A 23,240-nucleotide genomic window follows, 5' to 3' on the forward strand; every position below is an offset into this window, starting at 1 on the left:
CTTACTGCGCCGGGGCGGGTGCCGCGGCAGGCGCCGGCGGCAGGGCCGGGGCGGCGGGCGGCGTCGCGCTGCGGCGCGGCTGGGACGGGACCACGTCGGCGGAGAGGGCGGCGTCGCGGTCGCGGCAGCGGTCGACCACCTTTTGGCCGCAGGCGATGAAGCCCAGATCCTTGTTCAGGCAGACCCGCACCTCCGCCACGTCGCGGCGGGAACAGATGACCGCCACCCCCTCCGCCGTCAGGCCGGGATTTGCCTCCAGGAACAGGCGCTCCACCTGCGTCGCCGGCACGGTCGGGCCGGGAACCTTCAGCGTCTCCGGGATCGCCACCTTGGATGCAGCAGCGCGCAGCTTGGCGAAATAGTCAGTGGCGTTCAGGCCGGAGCAGGTCCCGTGCTTGCGCCATTCATGCATCATCAGCCCGACGCTGGGCATCACCGGCATGGTCTGGTCCACCACCGCCTTGGGCAGGTTGCGGTCGCGGCTGCAGGTGGCGGGATAGCTTCCGTCATTGTATTGCGGCCACAGGCCATGGACGACGAAGCCATATTTGCGGTCGCCGCACTGGTCGGGATCGGGGCCGTACTTGTCGCGGGTGCAATAGGTCGGCGTCCAGGACAGCGACAGGAGGTAATAGTCGAAGTTGCCCGGCTCCGCCCGCCTCTGCGCCCAGGAGGGGCTTGCGGCGAACAGTCCGGCAACCATGACGGACAGGATGGCGGCGACGGCGCTTCTCATGACGATCTTCCCCACGGATGTGCTTCCCTGCGTTGCATACCATGGAAGGAGATTGCTGTCGCGGGGTCTCGACACCAGTATCACTCAGCCAAACTTCGGCCGAACGTTTGCGCGTTCCGCCCCATCAGCGGGTATAGTGACCGGCATGTTCACCCTGTCCGCACCGATTTTGCTGCGTGCCTACGCCGCCGGCATCTTCCCGATGGCCGAGAGCGCCGAATCGCGGGAGCTTCACTGGTTCGACCCGGAGCTCCGCGGCATCCTGCCGCTGGACGGCTTCCATGTGCCGCGCAGCCTGCGCAAGACGCTGCGGCGCTGCCCGTTCGAACTGCGGTTCGACAGCGCCTTCCGCGCGGTGATCAAGGGCTGCGCCGAGGCGACGGAGGACCGGCCGAAGACCTGGATCAACGACGACATCGTCCGTCTCTACGGCGACCTGTTCGACAGCGGATTCGCCCACAGCGTGGAATGCTGGCGCGACGGCCGGCTGGTCGGCGGGCTGTACGGGGTGTCGATCGGCGGCGCCTATTTCGGCGAGAGCATGTTCAGCCGCGAGACCGGGGCCAGCAAGGTGGCGCTGGTCCATCTGGTCGCCCGGCTGCGCGCCGCCGGCTTCGCCCTGCTCGACACCCAGTTCGTGACGGAGCATCTGAGCCGGTTCGGCGCCATCGAGATCCCGCGCACCGACTACCGCCGCCGCCTCGCCGCCGCGATGGAGCGCAAGACCGACTTCCGCGGCGTCGACCAGCAGGCGGCGCTGGCGGACCTGCTGGGGTCGGCCACGGATTAGGGTTTCGGGTGGAACACCCCGCCCGGCATCGGCGCCGGCACGCCGGTGGTCGCCGGCAGGCTGAGCGGCAGCCCCAGCCGGCTGCGCACCGCCAGATATCCGAAGGCCTGCGCCTCCAGCGCGTCGCCATCCCAGCCGACGAGATCGGCCGACTCGACGGGCACGCCCAGCCGGTCGGCCAGCATCGCCATCAGCGTGGCGTTGTGCCGCCCGCCGCCGCAGACCAGCCAACGCACCGGCGGGGCCGGCAGATGGGGAACGACCTGGGCGACTGACTCTGCGGTGAAGGCGGTCAGGGTGGCGGCGCCGTCCTCCGGCGGCAATGCCGCCACCGGCGCCGGGTCGAAGGCGTCGCGGTCCAGCGACTTCGGAGCCGGACGGCCGAAATAGGGATGGGCCATCAGTTGGGCCAGCGCCGCGTCATCCACTTGCCCTGACGCCGCCAGCGCACCGCCTGCATCGAAGCGGCCGAGCCCGTGGCGCAGCACCCAATCGTCGATCAGGGCGTTGCCCGGCCCGGTGTCGCAGGCGACGACGTCGGCCTCCCCGTCCGCCGGTTCGGGACCGATCCAGCTGACATTGGCGACACCGCCGATGTTGAGGACGGCGAGCGGACGCGGCAGCCCGTGCGCCAGCGCCCGGTGGAACAGCGGGACCAAAGGCGCCCCCTGCCCGCCCGCGGCAACGTCGGCGCTGCGGAAATCATTGACCACGGCGATGCCGGTCGCCGCCGCCAACCGGGCGCCGTCGCCGATCTGGCGGGTGATGCGCCGATCCGGGTCATGGTGGATTGTGTGGCCGTGGAAACCGATCAGTTCGATCGCCGCCGCCGCGCCGCCCGCCTTGTCCAGCAGGCGGCGCACCGCGTCGGCATGGGCGTCGGTCAGGTCGCGCTCCACCGCCGCCACCGTCCCGTCGCTGTCGGTCCTGCCCAGGCAGCCGCGCAGCCGGGCGCGGAAGCCGTCGTCATAGGGGATGGTCAGGAAGTCCAGCGCCTCCACCCGGTCGCGGCCGTCGGTGCGCAGCAGAGCAGCGTCGATGCCGTCCATCGAGGTGCCGCTCATCAGGCCGACGACCGTGCGCAGCCCGTCCTTCGCTTCCATCATCCGTTCCGCATCCCCTCGTGACGATGCGGCGCAGTCTAGCTCAGCTGATCCAGAGCTGCAGCATCAGCCGCTCGCGGCTGGCCGGCGGGGTGGCGCGGTGGTAGCAGGAGGTGTCCTCGAGGAAGCCGGTGCCGGCCGGTCCCTCCACCACCAGGATGCGGTCGCGGGCGAAGCGGGTGAACAGCTGCTCGTCGCGGGCGTTGGCGGAGCCCAGCAGCATGCGCAGCGACTTGCCGTGATGGCTGCCGCGGACCAGCGCGTGCTCGCCGGAACCGGGGCCGACATCGGTCAGATAGAACTGCGCCGAGCAGAAATGGAAGTCGTGGACGTCGTAATGCCAGTCGATGGTCTGGCCCAGCTGACGGCGCTCGTCATCGGTGGCGTCGGTGACGAAGCTCCAGAACAGGCGCGGGATGATCTTGGTGGCGGGGAAGCCCAGGAAAGCCCCGGCACATTGCATCAGCAGCGGATCGCGGCAGACCCGGCGCACCGCCGGACAGTCAAGCGGATCGGGGACGATGCCCATCACCGCGGGCGACCCGTCCTCCAGCCGGCCCTTGCGGACATCGTGGCGATAGAACACGCGGTCGTCGCGCAGCCGCCGCTGCAGCGGGGAGTGGGTGGCGAACTCCACCATCTCCTCCACCATCGCCCAGGGCAGATCGAAACCGAGCGCGATCGAGTCGCGCCGCAGGTCGGCCAGCGCGCGGTCGATGGTCTGGCCGGCGAACAGGCTGACCGGAAGCGGAGGCAGCGGTATGGGCGGGCCGGCCGGCGCCCGCTGGCGAGACCGGGGAGACAGGCGGCGCAGAGCACTGTAGCCGCGCCGCACCGATTCGAACCGGCCCAGCGCATAGTGAAGCTCTCCGGCGACGAGGCGCCGGGCAATGTTCGCAACGTTCATGGCGTGTGCATCCCTGGGGCAGCCGAAGAACCAAAACCGCGGTGGGTTGCGCGGCCTCTGGTGCGGGAATGCACGAAGTGTAGGCTTGTTTGGGGCGATTCTAAAAATACCCTTCGGGCGTAAGCCCACACGCCGGGGGAATAGCCGGGCCGGAAGGGCGCCCTTCCCGTCCGGTCCATGCCGGGAGAAAAAGGCGCCCCACCCTCCCGTTGGAGGTTACAGCGCCTGCACGGCCTTTAGTACCGCGGCGACATGGCCGGTGACTTTCACCTTGCGCCAGACATTGCGGACGATGCCGTCCTTGTCGATCAGGAAGGTGGCGCGGTCGATACCCATGTACTTACGACCGTACATGCTCTTTTCAACCCAGGTGCCATAGGCTTCGCACACTGCGCCGTCGGTGTCCGACGCCAGGGTGAAGGTCAGCTCGTGCTTGGCCTTGAACTTGTCGTGGCTGGCGACGCTGTCCTTGGAGACGCCGATCACCACCGCATCCACGGCGGAGAAGTCGGGCAGCTGGTCGCGGAAGCCGCAGGCCTCCGACGTGCAGCCCGACGTGTCGTCCTTCGGGTAGAAATACAGCACCACCGGCTTGCCGCGCAGGGCCGACAGCGTGACGCTGCCCCCGCCGTCGGTCGGCATGGTGAAATCCGGGGCGGGCGATCCGACGTCTACGGTCATGGCTGCTCGATTATCCTTCTTCTTGCCGGCCTTCTTCTTGCCGGCCGGGATCTCTGTCCTCAGGCCGGAGGCGTGGCGGTGTTGGGTGGGGCCAGACGGCCTGCCGGTTCCTCGACCAGGGCCTTGAAATGGCCATGGGCGCGGGCGGCAACGGCACGGATTCTGTTGTCCAGTTCCGGGAAGTCAACAGTGCCAGGCTCACGCTCGTCAGGAAAGGCGGCGCGGACCAAACCGGCCAGCAGGCTGGGAGACACCTGATTGGGGTCGAGCACCCCGGCGGTGGTCAGCCGCAGGAAGCCCTGCACCCGCCGCCACAGCCGCAGAGTCGCTTCCAGGTCCTCCGCCACCTCCGGGTCCAGCGCGCCGGTCCGGGCGGCGCAGCCCAGCGCCTTGGCGGTGCCGATGTGCAGGATGTCGGGCCGCTCGTGCCCATGGCGCAGCTGCAGGTACTGGGCGATGAACTCGATGTCGATCAGGCCGCCGCGGGCGTATTTGACGTTCCAGACGTTTGTCGTCCCGAACTCCTTCTCGATTCGCCGCCGCATGTCGGCGACGTCCCACAGCAGCCGGTCGGCATCACGCGGCGCGGTCAGCACCGAGCGGATCGCCGCCGACACGCGGTCCCCCAGCTCCGGATCGCCGCCGATCACGCGGGCGCGGGTCAGCGCCATATGCTCCCAGGTCCAGGCGTCGGTGGCCTGATACTTGACGAAAGCGTCCAGCGAGGTGGCCAGCGGCCCGGCATTGCCCGACGGGCGCAGCCGCATGTCGACCTCGTAGAGCCGCCCGTCGCCCATCGGCGCGGTGATGGCGTTGGTCAGGCGCTGGGTCAGCTTGATGTAGTACTCGTTCGGCGACAGCGGCTTGGTCCCGTCCGACAGGCGGGGCCCTTCACCGGGCGCCACGTCGTAGATGACGATCAGGTCGATGTCGGACGTGATCGTCAGCTGCCGGCTGCCCAGCTTGCCCATCGCGACCACCACCCAGGCGCCGCCGGGGATGCGGCCATGGCGCTGGGCGAACTCCTCCTCCACCCGGCGGGCGAGGTCGGGGACGACGATGTCGGCCAGATCGGCCAGGAAGGCGCCGCAGCGGTCGCCGTCGGTGATGCCGCGCAGGATATGCACGCCGGCGCGGAAGCGCTGGTCGTTGGTCCAGCGCCGGGCCAGCGTCAGCGCATCCTCGAAGTCGCGGGCCGGCGCCATCACCCGGGCATGGTCGTCGGCCAGCCCGTCCGCCTTGCCCGGCAGCGGATCGAAGAAGTCCGGCGAGAGCACGGCGTCCAGCAGCGACGGGTTGCGCGACAGCGTCTTCGCCATCTGCGGCGCGATGCCCATGATCTCCGCCACCAGCTCCAAGAGCCAGGGATTGGCGACGAACAGGGAGAACAGCCCGACACCGGCGGGCAGCTTGCCGAGGAAGTCGTCGAAGTTCATCAGCGCCGAATCGGGGGCCGGCGTCTTGGCCAGCGCGCTCAGCAGGGCCGGCGTCATTTCGGTCAGCAGTTCCCGCGCGCGTCCCGACCGGGTGGCGCGGTAACGGCCGCGGTGCCAGGCCGACACCACGTTGATGACGCGCGCCGGATCGGCGAATCCCATGCCGCTCAGCGTCTCCACCGTGCCGGGATCGGGGTCGGTGCCGGTGAAGACCAGATTGCCCGGCCCCGACAGCGACGGCGCCTCCTCGAACAGTTCGGCATAGCGGTCCTCGACCTGCCCCAGCGTCGCCAGCAGCTCCGCCCGGAAATCGGCGGGGTCGGCATAGCCGAGGAAGGTCGCCAGATGCGCCACTCCGGCATCGTCGGCGGGAATACGGTGGGTCTGCTGGTCGTCGATCATCTGGATGCGGTGTTCGACACGGCGCAGGAAATGATAGGCCCCGGCAAGCTCCTCCACCGTCTGCGGCGGCACCCGGCCGACATCGCGCAGCGCCTCGTTCGCCATCAGCGTCGGGGCGATGCGCACGCGCGGGTCGCGCCCGCCGAAGATCAGCTGCTGGGTCTGGGCGAAGAACTCGATCTCGCGGATGCCGCCGCGGCCGACCTTGATGTCGTGGCCGTTGACCGTCACCTCGCGGTGGCCCTTGTGCGCGTTGATCTGGCGCTTGATCGAATGGATGTCCTGGATGGCGGCGAAATCCAAATTGCGGCGCCAGACGAAGGGCTCCAGGAAGCGGATGAAGGACGCCCCCGCCTCCGGATCGCCGGCGATGGGGCGGGCCTTGATCATCGCCGCGCGTTCCCAGTTCTGGCCGACGCTGCCGTAATAAATTTCGGCCGCCGACACGGACACCGCCAGCGGCGTGGCTCCGGGATCCGGCCTAAGCCGAAGGTCGGTGCGGAAGACGTAGCCGTCCTTGGTCCGTTCATCCATAATACGGACAAGATCGCGTGCGAGCCTGATGAAGGTTCGCGCGAGGTTGTCCGGCTGGGGCGTCTGCACAACAGCGTCGTCGTACAGGACGATCAGGTCGATGTCGCTGGAATAGTTGAGTTCGCGCCCGCCAAGCTTACCCATGCCCAACACGATCAGGCCCGAACCGACCCACGGTCGCTGCGGATCCGGCAGCGTCAGCGTCCCCGCCTCCCCGGCGCGGCGCAGCAAGAAATTCGCGGCCAGCTGGACCCCCGTCTCCGCCAGCTCCGACAGGGCGCCGGTGACGCGGAACAGCGGCCAGGCGCCTGCGATGTCGGCCAGCGCGATCAGCAGCGCCGCCCGCCGCTTCGCCACCCGCAATCCCGCCATCAGCCGGTCCATCGACTTCTCCTCGCCATGCTCGGCATGGAGCGAGGCGATCAGGGCGGCGAAGCTGTCGTCGAACCCGTCCCGCACCGTCCGGGCGACGAAGGGCAGCTCCCGCGTCAGGCTGTGGCCGAGATACGGGCTGTTGCCGCACACCGCCTCGATCAGCGCCCGGCCGGGTTCCGAATCGGCGAAGGCCTCCGCCCAAGCGCGAATCTCCGGCTCCGCCGCGGCGGCCTGCTGGCGCCAGCGCTCCATCCCCAGCGCCGCCTGCGCGGCGTCGAAGGGCTTCGGCAAGGGGCTTGAGAACGCGATGGGGCTGGGCATGGCAACCGTCTTTCCTGCTCAAATCATGGGCAGAAAGCTGCACGTGTCGGACGGGAAGGTCAATCGGGCCGATTCGCGCGTATCTCCTTCTTCTCCCTCGGCCGGTGCCCGATGATCCGCCGAACCGCGAAGATCCTCGGCCTGACGCTGACCGGGGTCGGCGCCGTGGCGCTTGCCGCCGGCGGGCTGTTCACGTGGCGGCTGTCGCAGGGGCCGATCGCGCTCGACCCGCTGATCCCCTATGTCGAGCAGGCGCTGAGCGACCGCGACGGCCGCTTCCACATCGACATCGGCGAACTGGTGCTGTCGCTGGAGGGCGAGGACGGGCTTGAGAACACCGGCGGACGGCGTCTCGACCTGCGCGCCCGCCGGGTGCAGGCGCTGAATGCGGAGGGGGCGGAGCTGGCCGCGGTGCCGGAGATGGGCATCGGCTTCTCCATCCCGGCCCTGTTCCGCGGCACGCTGTCGCCGACGCGCCTGGATCTGGTCCGGCCGCGCCTGACCGTGCTGCGCCGCGCCGACGGCAGCCTCGCCTTCGACGTGCGGGCCGACGCCGAGTCCACCGGCAACTCCGACACTGCCGGTCCCGACCTGATGGACGAGGCGCTGGACAGCCTGCGCCGCCCGCCCGACATCGACCGGCCGCTGGGGCTGCTGCGCCGGCTGTCGGTGGTCGGCGCCGACCTGCGGGTCGAGAACCGCATGCTCGACCTGTCCTGGCACGCCACCCGCGCGGACATCGTGCTGACCCGCGATTCCCAGGGCGCCCAGGGCCGCGCCCGCGTCACGCTGGATCTCGGGAATGGCGGCGGTGGAGCGACGCCCCAGGCGGTGACCGTCGCCGCCGCCGGCCATTACAACATCGCCGACGCCACCACCGACCTGACCCTGTCCGTCGACGGGCTGGAGCCGGCGGCGCTGGCGGAGGTCGGGCCGGCACTGGCGCCGCTGTCGGCGGTGAAGCTGGCGCTGTCCGGCACGGTCTCGGCGCGGCTCGACCCGCGCTTCGAACCGATGACGGTCGATCTGGACCTGCGCGGCGGCGCCGGCACCGTCGCCCTGCCCGCCGACCTGCGGCCGGAGCCGGTCGCCGTGCGCAGCCTGGAACTGCGCGGCAGCCTGGACGTGCCGGGCCGGCGGCTGCGGATCGACGACCTGTCGCTGGCGGCGGCGGACGGCGGCGAACCGCTGGGCCTGACCGGCCGGGGCGAACTGGTGGAGACCGATGGCGGACGCGACCTCCGGGCCAGCCTGTCGCTGACCGCCGGCGGCCGGACCGCCGGGCTGGAACTGTCGGGACGGCAGGGACCGGACAAGGACGGCCGGGCGACCGCGCGGCTGACCGGCTTCACCCCCGCCGCCGTCGCCGGTCTCGCCCCGCTGCTGGAACCGCTGAAGGCGGCAGACCTGCCGCTGTCGGGAACGGTGGAGGTCGCCTTCGACCCGTCGCTGCAGCCGACCGGCGGCAAGGCCGACATCACCGCCGGACGCGGGCAGTTGCTCCGCCCCGACCTGTTCGAAGGGCCGCTGCCGGTCGAGTCGGCCCAACTGCGCCTGCATGGCGACCTCGACCGCATCGAACTGGACGGGCTGAACGCGGTGCTGGGCGAATCCGGCGGGCCGCAGCCGAAGGTCGAGGCCAGCGGCACCGCGCTGCGCCAGGGCAACCGCATGGCGGTGGAGGCGCAGGCGACCGCCCGCGGCGTCGCGTTGGACGAGCTGCACCGCTATTGGCCGACCGTCGCCGGTCCCAACGCGCGGGAATGGGTGACCCGCAACCTGTCGCATGGGACGGTGACGGAGGCGCGGGCGGAAGCGGACCTCTCGATACCACTCGACGGGTCGGGACCGCCCGAACAGAGGCGCTTCCTCGCCACCATGGCCGGGGAGGACATCAGCGTCCGCTATTTCCACGACCTGACGCCGGTCACCGGTGCGGGGCTGGAGGCGACGACCGACGGCAAGACCTTCACCATCCAGACCAAGGGCGGCCGGATCGCCGACCCCAAGTCCGGCGACATCGAGATCGGCGACGGCAAGGTGGTGATCGGCGGGCTGGATGTCGGCAAGGAGACGATGGACATCCGCCTGCCGGTCCAGGGGCCGGTGCGCTCCATCCTGACGCTGATCGACATGCCGCCGCTGGGTTACCCGACCAAGCTGGAGATGGACCCGAAGCGCACCCAGGGCACCGCCGAGGCGCAGCTGCATTTTGCCTTCCCCCTGCTGGCCGACCTGAAGGTGGAGCAGCTTGAACTCGACGTGGCCGGCAAGCTGCACAAGGTGGCGGTGGAGAAGGTCGCGGCCGGGCTGAATGCCACCGACGGCGAACTGTCGCTGGCGCTCGACCTCAAGGCGATGCAGATCAAGGGCGCCACCAAGCTGGACGGCATTCCCGTCACCGTCGACTGGAACGAGTCCTTCGACAGCGCCGCCAAGGGTCCGCGCACCCGCATCGCGGTGAAGGGCGACGCCACCGCCGACGATCTGCGCGCCCACGGCATCGATCTGGAGGACCGGGTACAGGGTCCCTTCGGCGCCGACATCCTGTTCACGGTGGACCGCAAGCACAAGCTGCTGCTGACCGGCAATCTGAACCTGGAGAAGACCCGCCTTTCGATCGAAGAGCTGGGCTGGGCCAAGCCCCCCGGAAAGCCCGGCACCGGCAAACTGACGCTGGAGTTCGACAAGGACCGCCCGACCCGCATCAGCAACCTGACCGTCGATGCCGGCGGGCTGAAGACCGTCGCCAATCTGGAACTGGCCGACGGCGGCAAGCGGGTGGCGCGGGTGCAGGCCCCCAGCTTCAAGCTGGGCCAGACCGACCTGCGCGCCGATTTGACCGTGCTGCCTCCCGCCAAGCCGGGCGGGCCGGCCGGCGGCTATGCCGGCACCATCGCCGGCACCAGCCTGGACGCCCGCGGACTGACCGGCAAGACGCCGTCCGGCGAGGGCGCCGTCGCACCGCCGCCCAAGAAGCCGCCCTCCCCCACCGACGACGGCCGCAAGACACCGCTGGACGTCGCTATCAAGTTCGATTCGGTTGTGTTCGGCGAGGGACGGCGGCTGCGGCAGGTCTCGGGAACCATGCGGCGGAACGCCTCCGCCTGGACCCTGCTCGACCTCACCGGCCGCAGCGAGGGCGGCGGCGTGTCGCTGAAATGGCGGCCGGGTCCGCAGGGCGTCTACGACCTTGCAATCAATGCGGAGGATCTGGGTTCCGCCCTGCAGGCGATGGATCTGAACGACCGCATGCGCGGCGGCCGACTGACCCTGACCGGCCGCTCGGCCGAGCCGCGGGCCGATGCCGCCATCGTCGGCAAGGCCGAGATCCGGGATTACACGCTGATCGACGTTCCGGCGCTGGCCCGCATCCTGAACGCCATTTCGCCGTCGGGCTTCGCGGAGCTGCTGGGCGGCGGCAAGGGCATCGCCTTCGGCCGCATGGTCGCGGACTTCCGCAAGGAGGGCCGGCTGCTGAACCTGAAGGACCTGCGCACCTCGGGCTCGGCGCTCGGCCTGACGCTGGAGGGGCAGATCGATCTGGAGACGGAAACCGCCAACCTGCAGGGCACCATCGTCCCGGTCTATGGCCTGAACCGCCTGATCGGCCAGATCCCGCTGCTGGGCGACATCCTGAGCGGCGGCGAGGGCCAGGGCATCTTCTCCGCCACCTGGCATGTGCAGGGACCGCTGTCCGACCCGGACGTGTCGGTCAACCCGCTGGCGGTGCTGGCGCCGGGTTTCCTGCGCAACCTGTTCTTCCTGGGCGGCGACGGCACGCCGATGCCCGACACCAAGGCGCCGCCGGAGGCGCATACGCGCTGAGGCCTCAAGCAAAAAGGGCAGGATCGGGGGAGAACCCCGACCCTGCCCCTTCAGCAGCTAAACCTGACAGCCTTACAGCGCGCGGACGTCGGCCAGATGGCCGGTCACCGCCGCCGCCACGGCCATCGCCGGGCTGACGAGGTGGGTACGGCCGCCGCGGCCCTGACGGCCTTCGAAGTTGCGGTTCGAGGTCGAGGCGCTGCGCTCGCCGGGAGCCAGACGGTCGGCATTCATCGCCAGGCACATGGAGCAGCCCGGCTCGCGCCACTCGAAGCCGGCCTCGGTGAAGATCTTGTCCAGACCCTCTTCCTCGGCCTGCTCCTTGACCAGACCCGAGCCGGGGACGACCAGGGCGCGCACGCCCTCGGCGACCTTGCGGCCCTTGGCGACTTCGGCGGCGGCGCGCAGGTCTTCGATGCGGCCGTTGGTGCAGGAGCCGATGAAGACGGTGTCGACCTTGACCTCGGTCAGCGGCTGGCCGGGGGTCAGGCCCATGTAGGCGAGCGAGCGCTCGACGGCGGCGCGCTTGCCGGCGTCGGCGATCTCGGCCGGGTTCGGCACGGTCGCGGTGATCGGCAGCACGTCTTCCGGGCTGGTGCCCCAGGTGACCTGCGGGACGATGTCGGCGGCGTTCAGCACGACGGTGGCGTCATAGACCGCACCCTCGTCCGACGGCAGCGTCTTCCAATACTGGACGGCCTGCTCCCAGGCGCCGGCCTTGGGGGCCAGGGCGCGGCCCTTAACGTATTCGAAGGTCTTCTCGTCCGGGGCGATCAGGCCGGCGCGGGCGCCGCCTTCGATCGCCATGTTGCAGACGGTCATGCGGCCTTCCATCGACAGGTCGCGGATGGCTTCGCCGGCGAATTCGATGACATAGCCGGTGCCGCCGGCGGTGCCGATCTTGCCGATGATGGCCAGCACGATGTCCTTGGCGGTGACGCCCGGATTCACCTTGCCGTCCACGCGGATCAGCATGTTCTTGGCCGGCTTCTGCAGCAGGGTCTGGGTGGCCAGCACATGCTCCACCTCCGACGTGCCGATGCCGAAGGCCAGCGCACCGAAGGCGCCATGGGTGGCGGTGTGGCTGTCGCCGCAGACGATGGTGGCGCCGGGCAGGGTGAAGCCCTGTTCCGGACCGACGATGTGCACGATGCCCTGGCGGACGTCGTCCATCGGGAAATAGCGGACGCCGAAGTCGCGGGCGTTCTTGTCCAGCGTCTCCACCTGGATCCGGCTTTCCTCCTCGGTGATGCCCTTGGAGCGGTCAGTGGTGGGGACGTTGTGGTCGGGGACGGCGAGAGTGGCTTCCGGACGCCGCACCTTGCGGCCGGCGACGCGCAGTCCTTCGAACGCCTGCGGGCTGGTCACTTCATGGACCAGATGGCGGTCGATATAGAGGATGCAGGTGCCGTCGTCCTGGCGATGCACGACGTGGCTGTCCCAAATCTTGTCGAACAGAGTGCGCGGCTTGGACATCGGAAAAACTCTCTCTCGCGGTACGACAGGCGCAGAACAATCGGAGGCCGCACCATAGCCTTGTGTCGCGCCGGGGACAAGCGCGGCCATACGTCTTTCGCCGCAAGCCTGTCCCCCGCAATATTATGACGCGCTAAGCCCTTACGGCAGCATCTTCCCCGGATTCAGCAGGCCCTTGGGGTCGAGCGTCGCCTTGATGGCGCGCAACATGTCGAACTCCACCGGCCCCTTGATGACCGGCATCTCGTCCTTCTTGAAGCGGCCGACGCCATGCTCGGCGGAGATCGAGCCGTCGAGCTTGAAGATCACCTCGTTCACCACGTGGCAGATCTCGTCCCAGCGGTCGAGATAGGCCTTGGTGTCGGTGCCCTCGGGCTGGCTGAGGTTGAAGTGAATGTTGCCGTCGCCGACATGGCCGAAGGGGGTGGGACGGATGCCGGGGCAAGCCTGCGCCACCGCGGCCTCGGCCAGTTCGATGAATTCGGCGACGCGGGACACCGGGATCGACACGTCGTTCTTGATCGAGCCGCCTTCGAACTTCTGCGCCTCGACGATGGCCTCACGGATGAACCACAGCTGCTTGGCCTGGGCGTCCGACTGGGCCAGCGTGGCGTCGGTCGCCAGTTCGGCTTCGAACGCCTCGCCCAGCGCGGTCTCCACCGTCTCCTGGAAGGCGTCGGACTGGGTGCCGGCGGTCAGCTCGGTCAGGACATACCAGGGCGACGGCTCCGACAGCGGGTCGATGGTGCCGGCGACGTGCTTCAGGGCGAAATCCAGGCAGCGGCGCGACATCAGCTCAAAGGCCGACACGGCGTCACCGGAGGCGGCGCGCAGGCGGGCCAGCAACTCGATGGCGGCGGCGGGGCTCGGCACGGCGACGAAGGCGGTGATCGACTGGCGCGGGCGCGGGAACAGCTTCAGCACCGCGGCGGTGATGATGCCCAGCGTGCCTTCGGCGCCGACGAACAGGTTCTTCAGGTCGTAGCCGGTGTTGTTCTTGCGCAGCCGGCGCATGCCGTCCCAGACGCGGCCGTCGGCCAGAACCACCTCAAGCCCCAGCACGAGGTCGCGGGTGTTGCCGTAGCGCAGGACGTTGATGCCGCCGGCGTTGGTGGAGATCAGGCCGCCGATCTGCGCCGTGCCCTCCGCCCCCAGGCTCAGCGGGAACAGGCGGTCGGCGTCGGCCGCAGCCTCCTGGATGCTGGTCAGGACAACTCCGGCCTCCACCGTCATGGTGTAGTTCAGCGTGTCGATGTCGCGGATGCGGTTCATGCGCGACAGGCTCAGCACGATCTCCCGCCCCTCCTCGTAGGGGATGGAGCCGCCGACGAGGCTGGTGTTGCCTCCCTGCGGCACGATGGGGATGCCGGCCTCGGCGCAGATCTTCACGACCGCCGCGACTTCCTCGGTGCTGGCCGGTCGGACCACCGCCGGGCTGTTGCCCTTGAAGCGCCCGCGCCACTCCGCAAGGTAGGGGGCCATGTCGGCGGCGTCGGTGAGGATGCCGGACGGGCCGACGATGGCGCGGATCTGATCGAGAGCGGCGGCGATGTTGGTCATGGCGCGGGGTCCGGCAGAAGGGAAGTTGGCGCATCGAAGCGCGACACTTCTACAATCTAGCCGCCCCCATTTCCATGCAACTGTTGCGCAGACCAGCCGCCACGCGGTGCGTTAGCTCCGCGGAGCCGCCGCCCGGCGCAGGCGGTCGTTGATCGCCATGCCCAGCCCGACCTCCGGGATCGGCATCACGGCGATGCGCTTCGCCCCGCTCTGGTCCAGGTTGCGCAGGTGCGAGAACAGGTTGGCCGCCGCCTCGTTCAGGTCGCCTTCCAGGCTCAGGTTCAGGCGGGTGATGCCGCCGAAGACGAAGCGGTCGGGGCCGAAGGTCAGGAACGCCTCGTCCTCTTCCGCCGACGAGGCGTTGAGGCGCACCGCCGCATTCGGGGCGTAGTGGCTTTCCAACTGGCCGGGGGATTTGGGCGCGGTCGGGTCGCCGGCCGACAGGCGGATCGGGCCGATCAGCCGCTCCATCTCGTCGGGCAGCACGGCGCCGGGCCGCAGCAGCACCGCTTCGGGGCCGGTCAGGTCGATGACGGTGGACTCAAGCCCGACCATGCATTTGCCGCCGGTGACGATGCCGTCCACCCGGTCGCCCAGGCTTTCCAGCACATGGTGCGGCGTGGTCGGGCTGACGGCGCCGGAACGGTTGGCGCTGGGCGCGGCGATCGGCTTGCCGGCGGCACGCAGGATGGCCTGGGCCACCGGGTGGTTGGGCACGCGGATGGCGATGCTGTCCAGCCCGGCGCTGACCAGCAGCGACAGCGCGGAGTTGGCCGGACGCGGCACCACCATGGTCAGCGGGCCGGGCCAGAACTGCGTCGCCAGATCATGAGCGCGGTCGTCGAACAGGCCCCAGGAATGGGCGGCGACCAGATCGGGGACATGGACGATCAGCGGGTTGAACTGCGGCCTGCCCTTGGCGGCGAAGATGGCGGCCACGGCGCGGTCGTCAGTGGCGTCGGCGCCCAAGCCATAGACCGTCTCGGTCGGGAAGGCGACCAGACGGCCGGCGCGCAGCATCTCGGCAGCGCGAGCAATGCCGGCGGGGGTGGCCGGGATCAGCGCCGGGCGCTTCTCACCGGTATCGGGTGCGGAATGGTCGGTCACGGCGTCTTTCTAGCCCGTGCAGCACCGGTGTCAATTCGCGCGGTTGCACCGGTGCCATGCCCAAGGTTATGAGGGGAGTGCGCAATCAAGCAACACAACATGATGGGTGCGGGCATGACGGGCAAGGTCTTCACCGTGGCGCAGCAGAAAGGCGGCGCCGGCAAGACCACGCTGGCCGCCCACCTCGCCATTGCCTGGGCGCAGCTCGGGTACAGGGTCGCCACCGTCGACATCGACCCGCAGGGCAGCCTGACCCGCTGGCACGCCGTACGGGCCGAGGCGACCGGTGGGCAGCCCGGCTTCACCCATGTGCAGATCACCGGCTGGCGCACCCAGGCCGAGGTGGAGAAGCTGGCCCGTGCCCACGACATCGTGGTGATCGACAGCCCGCCGCACGCCCAGACGGAGGCGCGCATCGCCGTCCGTGCCGCCACGCTGGTGGTTGCGCCGGTGCAGCCGAGCCCGATGGATCTGTGGGCGGTGCATCCGACCATCGATCTGGCGGCGCAGGAGAAGCGCCGCCTGCTGCTGGTGCTGAACCGCGTGCCGCCGCGCGCCCGCATCGCCGACGAACTGATCGCCAAGGTGCATGAACTGGTCGATCCGCCGGCGGTGGAACTGGCGGCGGCCCAAGTCGGCAACCGCACCGCCTATGCCGGCACGCTGATGACCGGCCTGTCGGTGACGGAAGCCGCACGCAAGACCCAGGCGGCGGCCGAAATGCAGGCGCTGGCCGAGGAGATTTTGGGGCGGGTTTGAGGGGGGATGTCTTTGAGGGGAGTTAGACCCCCACCTAACCTCCCCCGCTGGGCGGGGGAGGGACTGCCGCCACTCTCCCGAACAAGCGCTTGTCCCCTCCCCCGCCCAGCGGGGGAGGGTTAGGGTGGGGGTCTAGCGCCGCAAAGCTCCGACACCCCCAACCTCACTCCTTGAACTCGCCCATCGCCGACTGGATGTAGTTCGGCAGCCCGATGTCGTCGATCAGGCTCAGCTGGGTTTCCAGATAGTCGATGCGCTCTTCCGACTCCTCCAGCAGTTCGGACAGCTCGTCGCGCGACACGTAGTCGGCCTTTTCCTCGCACACGGCGATGGCGTTGGCGATACGGTCGCGGGCCTCGCGCTCGGCGGCGAGGTCGCTGGAGAGGATCTCCGGCACATCCTCGCCGATGTGCAGCTTGCCGAGGTCCTGGAGGTTGGGGATCGCCTCGATGAACAGGATGCGTTCGATGATCTCGTCCGCGCTCTTCATCACCTCGATGGAGGCGTGATACTCCCACTTGCCCAGGGCCCTGACGCCCCAGTTCTTCAGCATGCGGGCGTGCAGGAAATACTGGTTGATCTGCGTCAGCTGGTCCTTCAGGACGATCTGAAGCTGGGCGATGACGTCGCTGTTGCCTTTCATGATCCGTCCTCCGCTCAGGTCGGGAAGCCGCCCATGGCCGACTGCAGGTAATTCTGCACGCCGAGCATGTCGATCAGGCCAAGCTGCTGCTCCAGCCAGTGGGCGTGGTCTTCTTCCGTGTCGACCAGCAGTTCCAGCAGGATGCGGCGGGTGTCGTAATCCTTCACCTGCTCGCAATAGGCGATTGCCTCCTTCAGGGCGGCCACCACCTCATATTCCAGGTTCAGGTCGTTCCGCATCATCTCCGGAACGGTCTTGCCGATGTGAATCGGGTCGCGGCTGGCGACGTCGGGCGTGCCTTCCAGGAACAGGATGCGGCGGATCAGCTTGTCGGCATGCTCCAGTTCCTCTTCCCGCTCGTGCGAGATGCGCTCGGCGATCGCCTTGAGGCCCATGTCCTCCATGCTGCGCGCATGGGACAGATACTGGTCGGCCGCGCTCAGTTCGCCGGTAAGCAGCTTGTTCAAACGGTCCAGGACCCCTTGATCGCCTTGCATGGTGGGATGCTCCTGAATGGATAATTTGTCGCACCTTGTCACAAACGAAGGAATCGCACAATAAAAATCTCCTGCGAAAACAAAAATGTAGTTGATAGTCACTATCATTTGGGCTGGTGGCGAGCTGCACAAAATACAGTCAAGGCCGGATGTCTGTTTTGCGAATCAATGTCAATTGCGATTGGGAAGGAAATGAGGGAAATCCCCGGCATGACTTATGGGATTTGACTTGCGGCAGCGCAGCGATGCTTGAGCCGGAAAACAGGCCGGCGGCGGCGCCGGTTCCCGCCACCCCGATCCGGCCGCCGCATTGAGGCAGTGGCCGTTCCGTGGTAACAGACCGCGGGAATTCCTCGCCCTTCATTTCAACGACAGCCGGATTGCGGCCATGACGACGACCACCCCCTCGGCCCCCTCTTCGGAGTTCCTGCGCACCCTTCAGGAGCGCGGGTTCATCCATCAGTGCACCGATCTCGCCACGCTGGACGAGCGGGCGCAGAAGGGGCCGATCGTCGCCTATATCGGCTTCGACTGCACCGCCGACTCCTTGCATGTCGGCAGCCTGCTGCCGATCATGATGCTGCGCTGGCTGCAGAAGACCGGCCACAAGCCGATCGTCCTGATGGGCGGCGGCACCACCAAGATCGGCGATCCGTCCGGCAAGGACGAGGCGCGCCAGCTGCTGACCGACGAGGTCATCGCCAACAACATGGCGGGCATCAAGCGCATCTTCGGCCGCTATCTCACCTTCGGGGACGGTCCGACCGACGCTGTGATGGCGAACAACGCCGACTGGCTGGACGAGCTGAAATACATCCCGCTGCTGCGCGACATCGGCCGGCATTTCACCATCAACCGGATGATGAGCTTCGAGTCGGTCAAGCTGCGGCTGGACCGCGAGCAGCCGCTGACCTTCCTCGAATTCAACTACATGATCCTGCAGGCCTACGACTTCGTGGAGCTGAAGCGGCGCTATGGCTGCAGTTTGCAGATGGGCGGGTCGGACCAGTGGGGCAACATCGTCAACGGCGTCGAACTCGGCCGCCGCACCGACGGGGCGGAGCTGTTCGGCCTGACCACGCCGCTGCTAACCACCTCGTCGGGCGCCAAGATGGGCAAGACGGCCGCCGGCGCGGTGTGGCTGACCGCCGACAAGCTCGGCAGCTATGATTTCTGGCAGTACTGGCGCAACACCGAGGATGCCGACGTCGGCCGCTTCCTGCGCCTCTACACCGAGCTGCCGCTGGACGAGGTCGCCCGGCTGGAAAGCCTGCAGGGCGCCGAGATCAACGAGGCCAAGAAGATCCTCGCCAACGAGGTCACCAGGCTCGCCCATGGCGAGGAGGCCGCGCTGGAGGCCGCCGAGACCGCGCGCCGCGCCTTCGAGGAAGGCGCCGCGGCCGAGGGGCTGCCCAGCATCGAGGTCGCCCGCGCCGATCTGGAGGCCGGCCTGCCGGTGGTCGATCTGCTGGTGTCGGCCGGTCTGGCGGCGTCGAAGGGCGAGGCGCGGCGCCTGATCAAGGGCGGCGGGGCCAAGCTGAACGACGGGCCGATCGCCGACGAGACGGCGAAGGCGACGGCGGCGGACCTGAACGCCGACGGCGTGGTCAAGCTCAGTGCCGGCAAGAAGCGGCATGCGCTGGTGAAGGTGGGGTAAGCAGGGTCACGGTGCCGGCCGGGGCCTTGAGTCGCCGGCCGGCACCTCCCGCCTAATCTCCCCTGCCCCGCGCCTGCCCCATCAGTCCCTGCGGCCGGTAGATCAGGAACAGCGTCAGCAGCCCGAACGCGACGATGTCCTTGTAGGCGAGCGCGAAATAGGCCGACCAGAAGGTCTCAACCAACCCCAGCAGGGCGCCGCCCAGCATCGCCCCCGGCACCGATCCGATGCCGCCGACCACCGCCGCGGCCAGCGCCTTGAAGCCGATCAGATAGCCGGTGAAGAAGCTCACCCCACCATAATACAGCGCGATCACCGCCCCTGCCGCCGCGGCCAGCCCGCCGCCGATGGCGAAGGTCGCCGCCACCGTCCGGTTGACGTCCACCCCCACCAGCTCCGCCGCCGCGATGTCGTCGGTGCAGGCGCGATGGGCCCGGCCGAAGGCGGTGCGCTGCATGATGCCCCACAGCAAGGCATAGAGCCCGCCGGTCAGCGCCAGGATCGCCAGCTGCGCCGTCAGGGCGGTGACGGTGAAGGCCCCATCGCTCAGCAGGTCGTACCGCCCGGTCATTACCGGCGCCGGCCACCAGTCGCGCGCGCCGTGCAGCAGCCGCACCCCCTCCTGACAGGCGATGGACAGCCCGACCGCGACGATCAGCGGCGTGTGGCTGCGCACCCCGCGCAGTCGGCGGAAGACCAGCCGGTCCATCGTCCAGCCCTGCACCGCGGTGAAGCCCATCACCAGCACCAGCACGCCGAGCAGCGCCGGCGGCCATGTCGCCCAGCCGGCCATGCCCAACCCGGCCGCCGCCATCGCCGTCAGCATGGCGCCGATCATCGTCAGCTCCCCCATCGCCAGATTGATCTGGCCGAGGATGGCGTAGACCAGGGTGTAGCCCAGCGCCAGCAGCCCATAGACGCAGGCGACGGTGGCGGCGTTGATGATTTGCTGGACCAGGAACAGGACGGGCGTCCAGCGCGTCGGCTGCGGTCTGTCGATCTCCACCACCCCGCCGACGGCATCGCGCGGCGGCCGGATGCGCAGCCATTGCTGCAGCATGGCGAAGCGGATGCCGGTCAGCCAGCCGTTGCGGTCGGTGGCCACCGCGACCAGGGTGCGCCGCCCCTCTTCCATCGAGGTGCCGGCGAAGCGGCAGGCGATCCAGTGCGCCTGCCCGCCGCTGCGGTAATCGATGCGCAGCACCCGCTTGTCTTCGGCGTAAGCGCGGGTGGACAGGCCGGTGACGGGACCGTCGTCGAAGGCCGGGATCAGCTTCCGGCACAGCGCATCCTGGTCGGCATCGACACCGCACCCGGTGAGCAGCAGGACGAGGCACAACAGCGGCAGGATGCGAGGCACGGAACCGCCCGGTCAGGTGGGATGGTTCAGCCTACCGACAATTTGGGAGGGTGGGAAGGTGGTCGCGCGGGTGCCCCCTCCCCATCCCTCCCCCTCTTCGAGGGAGAGGGGGCCGAATGCTTGTTGGCGTGATGTATGTGCCAAAGCGGCGGCAGTTCCCTCTCCCGCCGAAGGCGGGGGAGGGTTAGGGAGGGGGCAAGAGCTGAGCCTACCCCGTCACTCCACCATGTAATCCCGCACCAGCAGTTCCGCGATCTGCACGGCGTTCAGCGCCGCGCCCTTGCGCAGGTTGTCGGCGACGCACCAGAAGGACAGGCCGTTCTCCACCGTGAAGTCGTCGCGGATGCGGCTGACGAAGACCGGGTTGTCGCCGGCGATCTCGACCGGGGTGACATAGCCGTCGCTGGTCTGCTGGTCGACCACCGACACGCCGGGGGCGGCGCGCAGGATGACGCGGGCCTCCTCGGCGTTGATCGGCTCCTCCGTCTCGATGTTGATCGACAGGGCATGGCCGATGAAGGTGGGAACGCGGACGCAGGTGGCGGCGACCTTGATCTTGGGATCGAGGATCTTCTTGGTCTCCACCATCATCTTCCACTCTTCCTTGGTGGAACCGTCCTCCATGAAGGCGTCGATCTGGGGGATGACGTTGAAGGCGATCTGCTTGGGGAAGACGCTCTTGGCGATGGGGTCGTTGACGAAGATGGCGCGGGTCTGGGTGAACAACTCGTCCATCGCCTCCTTGCCGGCGCCCGACACCGACTGGTAGGTCGACACCACGACGCGGCGGATCTTGTAACGGTCGTGCAGCGGCTTCAGCGCCACCGCCATCTGGATGGTGGAGCAGTTGGGGTTGGCGATGATGCCGCGCTTGCGATAGCCGGCAAGCGCCTCCGGGTTCACCTCCGGCACCACCAGCGGCACGTCGGGGTCCATGCGGAAGTGCGAGGTGTTGTCGATCACCATGGCACCGGCGGCGGCGGCACGCGGCACATGCACGGCCGAGACCTTGGCGCCGGGCGACGACAGGACGATGTCGACGCCATGGAAGTCGAACTTGTTCAGATCCTGGACCTTGAGGATGTCGTCCTCGCCATAGGACACCTCCTGGCCGATCGACTTTTCCGAGGCGAGGGCGATGACCTTGTCGGCCGGGAACTTCCGCTCGGCCAGCGTTTGCAGGATCTCGCGCCCGACATTGCCGGTGGCGCCGATGACCGCGACGGTATAGCCCATGACGGTGGTTTCCTTCTGCCGAATGTCCGCGAATACAAGAATGGTGCCGGGGGGCGATAGGAGCTAGGCGCTTTCCCCACGAATTGCAACCCGTCCCGGGCGGAAACGGCAGGCGGGGCGGAAACGGCCAATCTGCCGGATTGACATACCGGGGAAGGCAGCAGGAAGATTCACCCCTCAACAGTGCCCGAACGGGCCTCCAGGGAGACTTCACGGATGACCAGCTTCAGGCGCGGCCTTATTGCCCAGACCGTTCTCGGCGCCGCCGCTCTCGCCCTCGTCAGCCTCACCGCCCCCGCCATGGCCGCCACGCCCAAGGATGCGCTGGTGATGGCGTGGCAGTTCGACGACATCGTCAGCCTCGACCCCGGCGAGATCTTCGAGCTGTCGGGCGCGGAATACAGCGCCCAGGTCTATGACCGCCTGATCCATTTCGACGTCAACGACGTCAGCAAGATCGAGGGCGAGGTCGCCGAAAGCTGGACCGTGTCGCCCGACGGCAAGACCTTCACCTTCAAGATCCGCAATGGCATCAATTTCCATTCCGGCAACCCGCTGACCGCCGACGACGTGGCATGGTCCTTCGCCCGCGCGGTGAAGATGAACAAGGGACCGGCCTTCATCCTGACCCAGTTCGGCCTGACCCCGGACAATGTCGACCAGATGGTGCGCGCCACCGATCCGCACACGCTGGTCTTCACCACCGACAAGGCCTATGCCCCGACCTTCGTGCTCTACTGCCTGACCGCCGACGTCGCGTCGGTCATCGATTCCAAGCTGGTGAAGAGCAAGGAGAAGGACGGCGATTTCGGCGCCGGCTGGCTGAAGACCAACTCCGCCGGCTCCGGCCCCTTCATCCTGAAGCAGTGGAAGCCGAGCGAGCTGCTGACCTTCGACGCCAACACGAAATACTGGCGCGGCGCGCCGAAGCTGAAGCGCGTGCTGATCCGCCACATCGCGGAACCGGCGACCCAGCGCCTGCTGCTGGAGAAGGGCGATGTCGACGTCGCGCGCAACCTGAAGCCGGAGCAGTTCGAACCGCTGAAGTCCAGCGACGCCATCCGTCTGGTCCAGGCGCCGAAGGGCACGCTGTGGTACCTCAGCCTGAACCAGAAGGTCCCCGCCCTGGCCAAGCCCGAGGTGCGCGAGGCCTTCAAGTATCTGGTCGATTACGACGGCATGGCCGGCTCGATCATGAACGGCATTGGCACCGTCCATCAGGCCTTCCTGCCCAAGGGCTTCCTGGGCGCCGTCAACGACAACCCCTACAAGTACGATCCGGCCAAGGCGAAGGAACTGCTGGCGAAGGCCGGCTATCCCGACGGCTTCACCGTCAGCATGGACGTGCGCAACACCAACCCGACCCAGGACATGGCCCAGGCGATCCAGGCCAGCGCCGCCAAGGCCGGCGTGAAGATCGAGATCATCCCCGGCGACGGCAAGCAGGTGCTGACCAAGTTCCGCGCCCGCAACCATGAACTGATGATCCAGCAGTGGGGCGCGGATTACCAGGATCCGAACTCCAACGCCGACACCTTCGCTTCCAACCCCGACAACAGCGACGACGCCAAGTCGAAGCCGCTGGCCTGGCGCAACGCCTGGGACATTCCGGAACTGACCAAGAAGACCGCCGCCGCGGTCGAGGAACGCGACAGCGCCAAGCGCGCCAAGATGTACGAGGAACTGCAGCGCTCGGTCCTGGCCGATTCGCCCTTCGTCATCATGTTCCAGCAGACCGAGATGGTGGCCGAGCGCAAGGACGTCACCGGCCTCGTCTGGGGCCCGAGCTTCGACACCAACTACTACTGGAAGGCCGAGAAGAAGTAAGAATG

The 23,240-nt window shown here is 68.4% G+C and carries 17 protein-coding genes; 5 read left to right on the top strand and 12 right to left on the bottom strand.

The genetic code is table 11. The features are described from left to right. Position 1: 1 nt before the first annotated feature. Complete coding sequence (locus tag B9N97_RS23730) at positions 2 to 736, bottom strand: ribonuclease T2 family protein (protein ID WP_085090139.1); 735 nt, start codon at positions 734 to 736, stop codon at positions 2 to 4. A gap of 145 nt (positions 737 to 881) precedes the next feature. Here B9N97_RS23730 and aat point away from each other — a divergent pair, with 145 nt between their 5' ends. Then, positions 882 to 1,526 carry a leucyl/phenylalanyl-tRNA--protein transferase gene (aat, locus tag B9N97_RS23735; RefSeq protein WP_085090738.1) on the top strand — a complete coding sequence of 215 codons (645 nt, stop codon included), beginning with the start codon at positions 882 to 884 and terminating at the stop codon, positions 1,524 to 1,526. Here the strand turns inward: aat and B9N97_RS23740 are convergent. From B9N97_RS23740 to B9N97_RS23755, 4 genes are all read right to left on the bottom strand, one after another. Next, on the bottom strand, positions 1,523 to 2,632 hold the full coding sequence (locus B9N97_RS23740; RefSeq protein WP_208621243.1) for an anhydro-N-acetylmuramic acid kinase: 1,110 nt from the start codon (positions 2,630 to 2,632) through the stop codon (positions 1,523 to 1,525). The genes aat and B9N97_RS23740 overlap by 4 nt on opposite strands. A gap of 40 nt (positions 2,633 to 2,672) precedes the next feature. Then, complete coding sequence (locus B9N97_RS23745; protein ID WP_085090141.1) at positions 2,673 to 3,536, bottom strand: phytanoyl-CoA dioxygenase family protein; 864 nt, start codon at positions 3,534 to 3,536, stop codon at positions 2,673 to 2,675. 216 nt (positions 3,537 to 3,752) lie between these two features. Next, entirely contained in the window at positions 3,753 to 4,217 is a 465-nt protein-coding gene (bcp, locus tag B9N97_RS23750) for a thioredoxin-dependent thiol peroxidase (protein WP_085090142.1), read from the bottom strand. A gap of 59 nt (positions 4,218 to 4,276) precedes the next feature. Beyond that, entirely contained in the window at positions 4,277 to 7,285 is a 3,009-nt protein-coding gene (locus B9N97_RS23755; RefSeq protein ID WP_085090143.1) for a bifunctional [glutamine synthetase] adenylyltransferase/[glutamine synthetase]-adenylyl-L-tyrosine phosphorylase, read from the bottom strand. Positions 7,286 to 7,396: 111 nt separating this feature from the next. Here B9N97_RS23755 and B9N97_RS23760 point away from each other — a divergent pair, with 111 nt between their 5' ends. Then, complete coding sequence (locus B9N97_RS23760) at positions 7,397 to 11,113, top strand: DUF3971 domain-containing protein (RefSeq protein ID WP_085090144.1); 3,717 nt, start codon at positions 7,397 to 7,399, stop codon at positions 11,111 to 11,113. 72 nt (positions 11,114 to 11,185) lie between these two features. Here B9N97_RS23760 and leuC read toward each other — a convergent pair whose 3' ends face one another. From leuC to B9N97_RS23775, 3 genes are all read right to left on the bottom strand, one after another. Beyond that, positions 11,186 to 12,589, bottom strand: a complete 1,404-nt coding sequence (gene leuC / locus B9N97_RS23765; RefSeq protein ID WP_085090145.1) for a 3-isopropylmalate dehydratase large subunit — start codon at positions 12,587 to 12,589, stop codon at positions 11,186 to 11,188. A gap of 141 nt (positions 12,590 to 12,730) precedes the next feature. Beyond that, positions 12,731 to 14,149 (bottom strand): FAD-binding oxidoreductase, encoded by a 1,419-nt coding sequence (locus B9N97_RS23770; RefSeq protein WP_085090146.1) that lies wholly within the window; start codon positions 14,147 to 14,149, stop codon positions 12,731 to 12,733. A 111-nt stretch (positions 14,150 to 14,260) separates the two neighbouring features. After that, entirely contained in the window at positions 14,261 to 15,256 is a 996-nt protein-coding gene (locus B9N97_RS23775; RefSeq protein ID WP_085090147.1) for an L-threonylcarbamoyladenylate synthase, read from the bottom strand. A gap of 114 nt (positions 15,257 to 15,370) precedes the next feature. Here B9N97_RS23775 and parA point away from each other — a divergent pair, with 114 nt between their 5' ends. Further along, complete coding sequence (gene parA / locus B9N97_RS23780; RefSeq protein WP_085090739.1) at positions 15,371 to 16,015, top strand: ParA family partition ATPase; 645 nt, start codon at positions 15,371 to 15,373, stop codon at positions 16,013 to 16,015. Positions 16,016 to 16,178: 163 nt separating this feature from the next. On the opposite strand, the gene bfr (B9N97_RS23785) is transcribed toward parA, so the two are convergent. After that, positions 16,179 to 16,658, bottom strand: a complete 480-nt coding sequence (gene bfr, locus B9N97_RS23785; protein WP_085090148.1) for a bacterioferritin — start codon at positions 16,656 to 16,658, stop codon at positions 16,179 to 16,181. A gap of 14 nt (positions 16,659 to 16,672) precedes the next feature. Then, positions 16,673 to 17,155 carry a bacterioferritin gene (gene bfr, locus B9N97_RS23790; RefSeq protein WP_085090149.1) on the bottom strand — a complete coding sequence of 161 codons (483 nt, stop codon included), beginning with the start codon at positions 17,153 to 17,155 and terminating at the stop codon, positions 16,673 to 16,675. A 388-nt stretch (positions 17,156 to 17,543) separates the two neighbouring features. Here bfr (B9N97_RS23790) and tyrS point away from each other — a divergent pair, with 388 nt between their 5' ends. Next, positions 17,544 to 18,812 (top strand): tyrosine--tRNA ligase, encoded by a 1,269-nt coding sequence (gene tyrS / locus B9N97_RS23795; RefSeq protein ID WP_085090150.1) that lies wholly within the window; start codon positions 17,544 to 17,546, stop codon positions 18,810 to 18,812. 52 nt (positions 18,813 to 18,864) lie between these two features. Here the strand turns inward: tyrS and B9N97_RS23800 are convergent, their stop codons facing one another. Together B9N97_RS23800 and B9N97_RS23805 are read right to left on the bottom strand one after the other, a co-directional pair. Then, on the bottom strand, positions 18,865 to 20,172 hold the full coding sequence (locus B9N97_RS23800) for a branched-chain amino acid ABC transporter permease (RefSeq protein WP_085090151.1): 1,308 nt from the start codon (positions 20,170 to 20,172) through the stop codon (positions 18,865 to 18,867). 216 nt (positions 20,173 to 20,388) lie between these two features. Beyond that, positions 20,389 to 21,408, bottom strand: a complete 1,020-nt coding sequence (locus B9N97_RS23805; RefSeq protein WP_085090152.1) for an aspartate-semialdehyde dehydrogenase — start codon at positions 21,406 to 21,408, stop codon at positions 20,389 to 20,391. 216 nt (positions 21,409 to 21,624) lie between these two features. Between B9N97_RS23805 and B9N97_RS23810 the strand changes: the two genes are divergently transcribed. Further along, the gene (locus B9N97_RS23810; RefSeq protein WP_085090153.1) at positions 21,625 to 23,235 is read left to right on the top strand and encodes an ABC transporter substrate-binding protein; all 1,611 of its coding nucleotides are present in this window, start codon (positions 21,625 to 21,627) and stop codon (positions 23,233 to 23,235) included. The last annotated feature ends 5 nt before the right edge of the window (positions 23,236 to 23,240 follow it).

Source organism: Azospirillum oryzae, assembly GCF_900177515.1.
Taxonomy (GTDB): Bacteria; Pseudomonadota; Alphaproteobacteria; order Azospirillales; family Azospirillaceae; genus Azospirillum; species Azospirillum oryzae_A.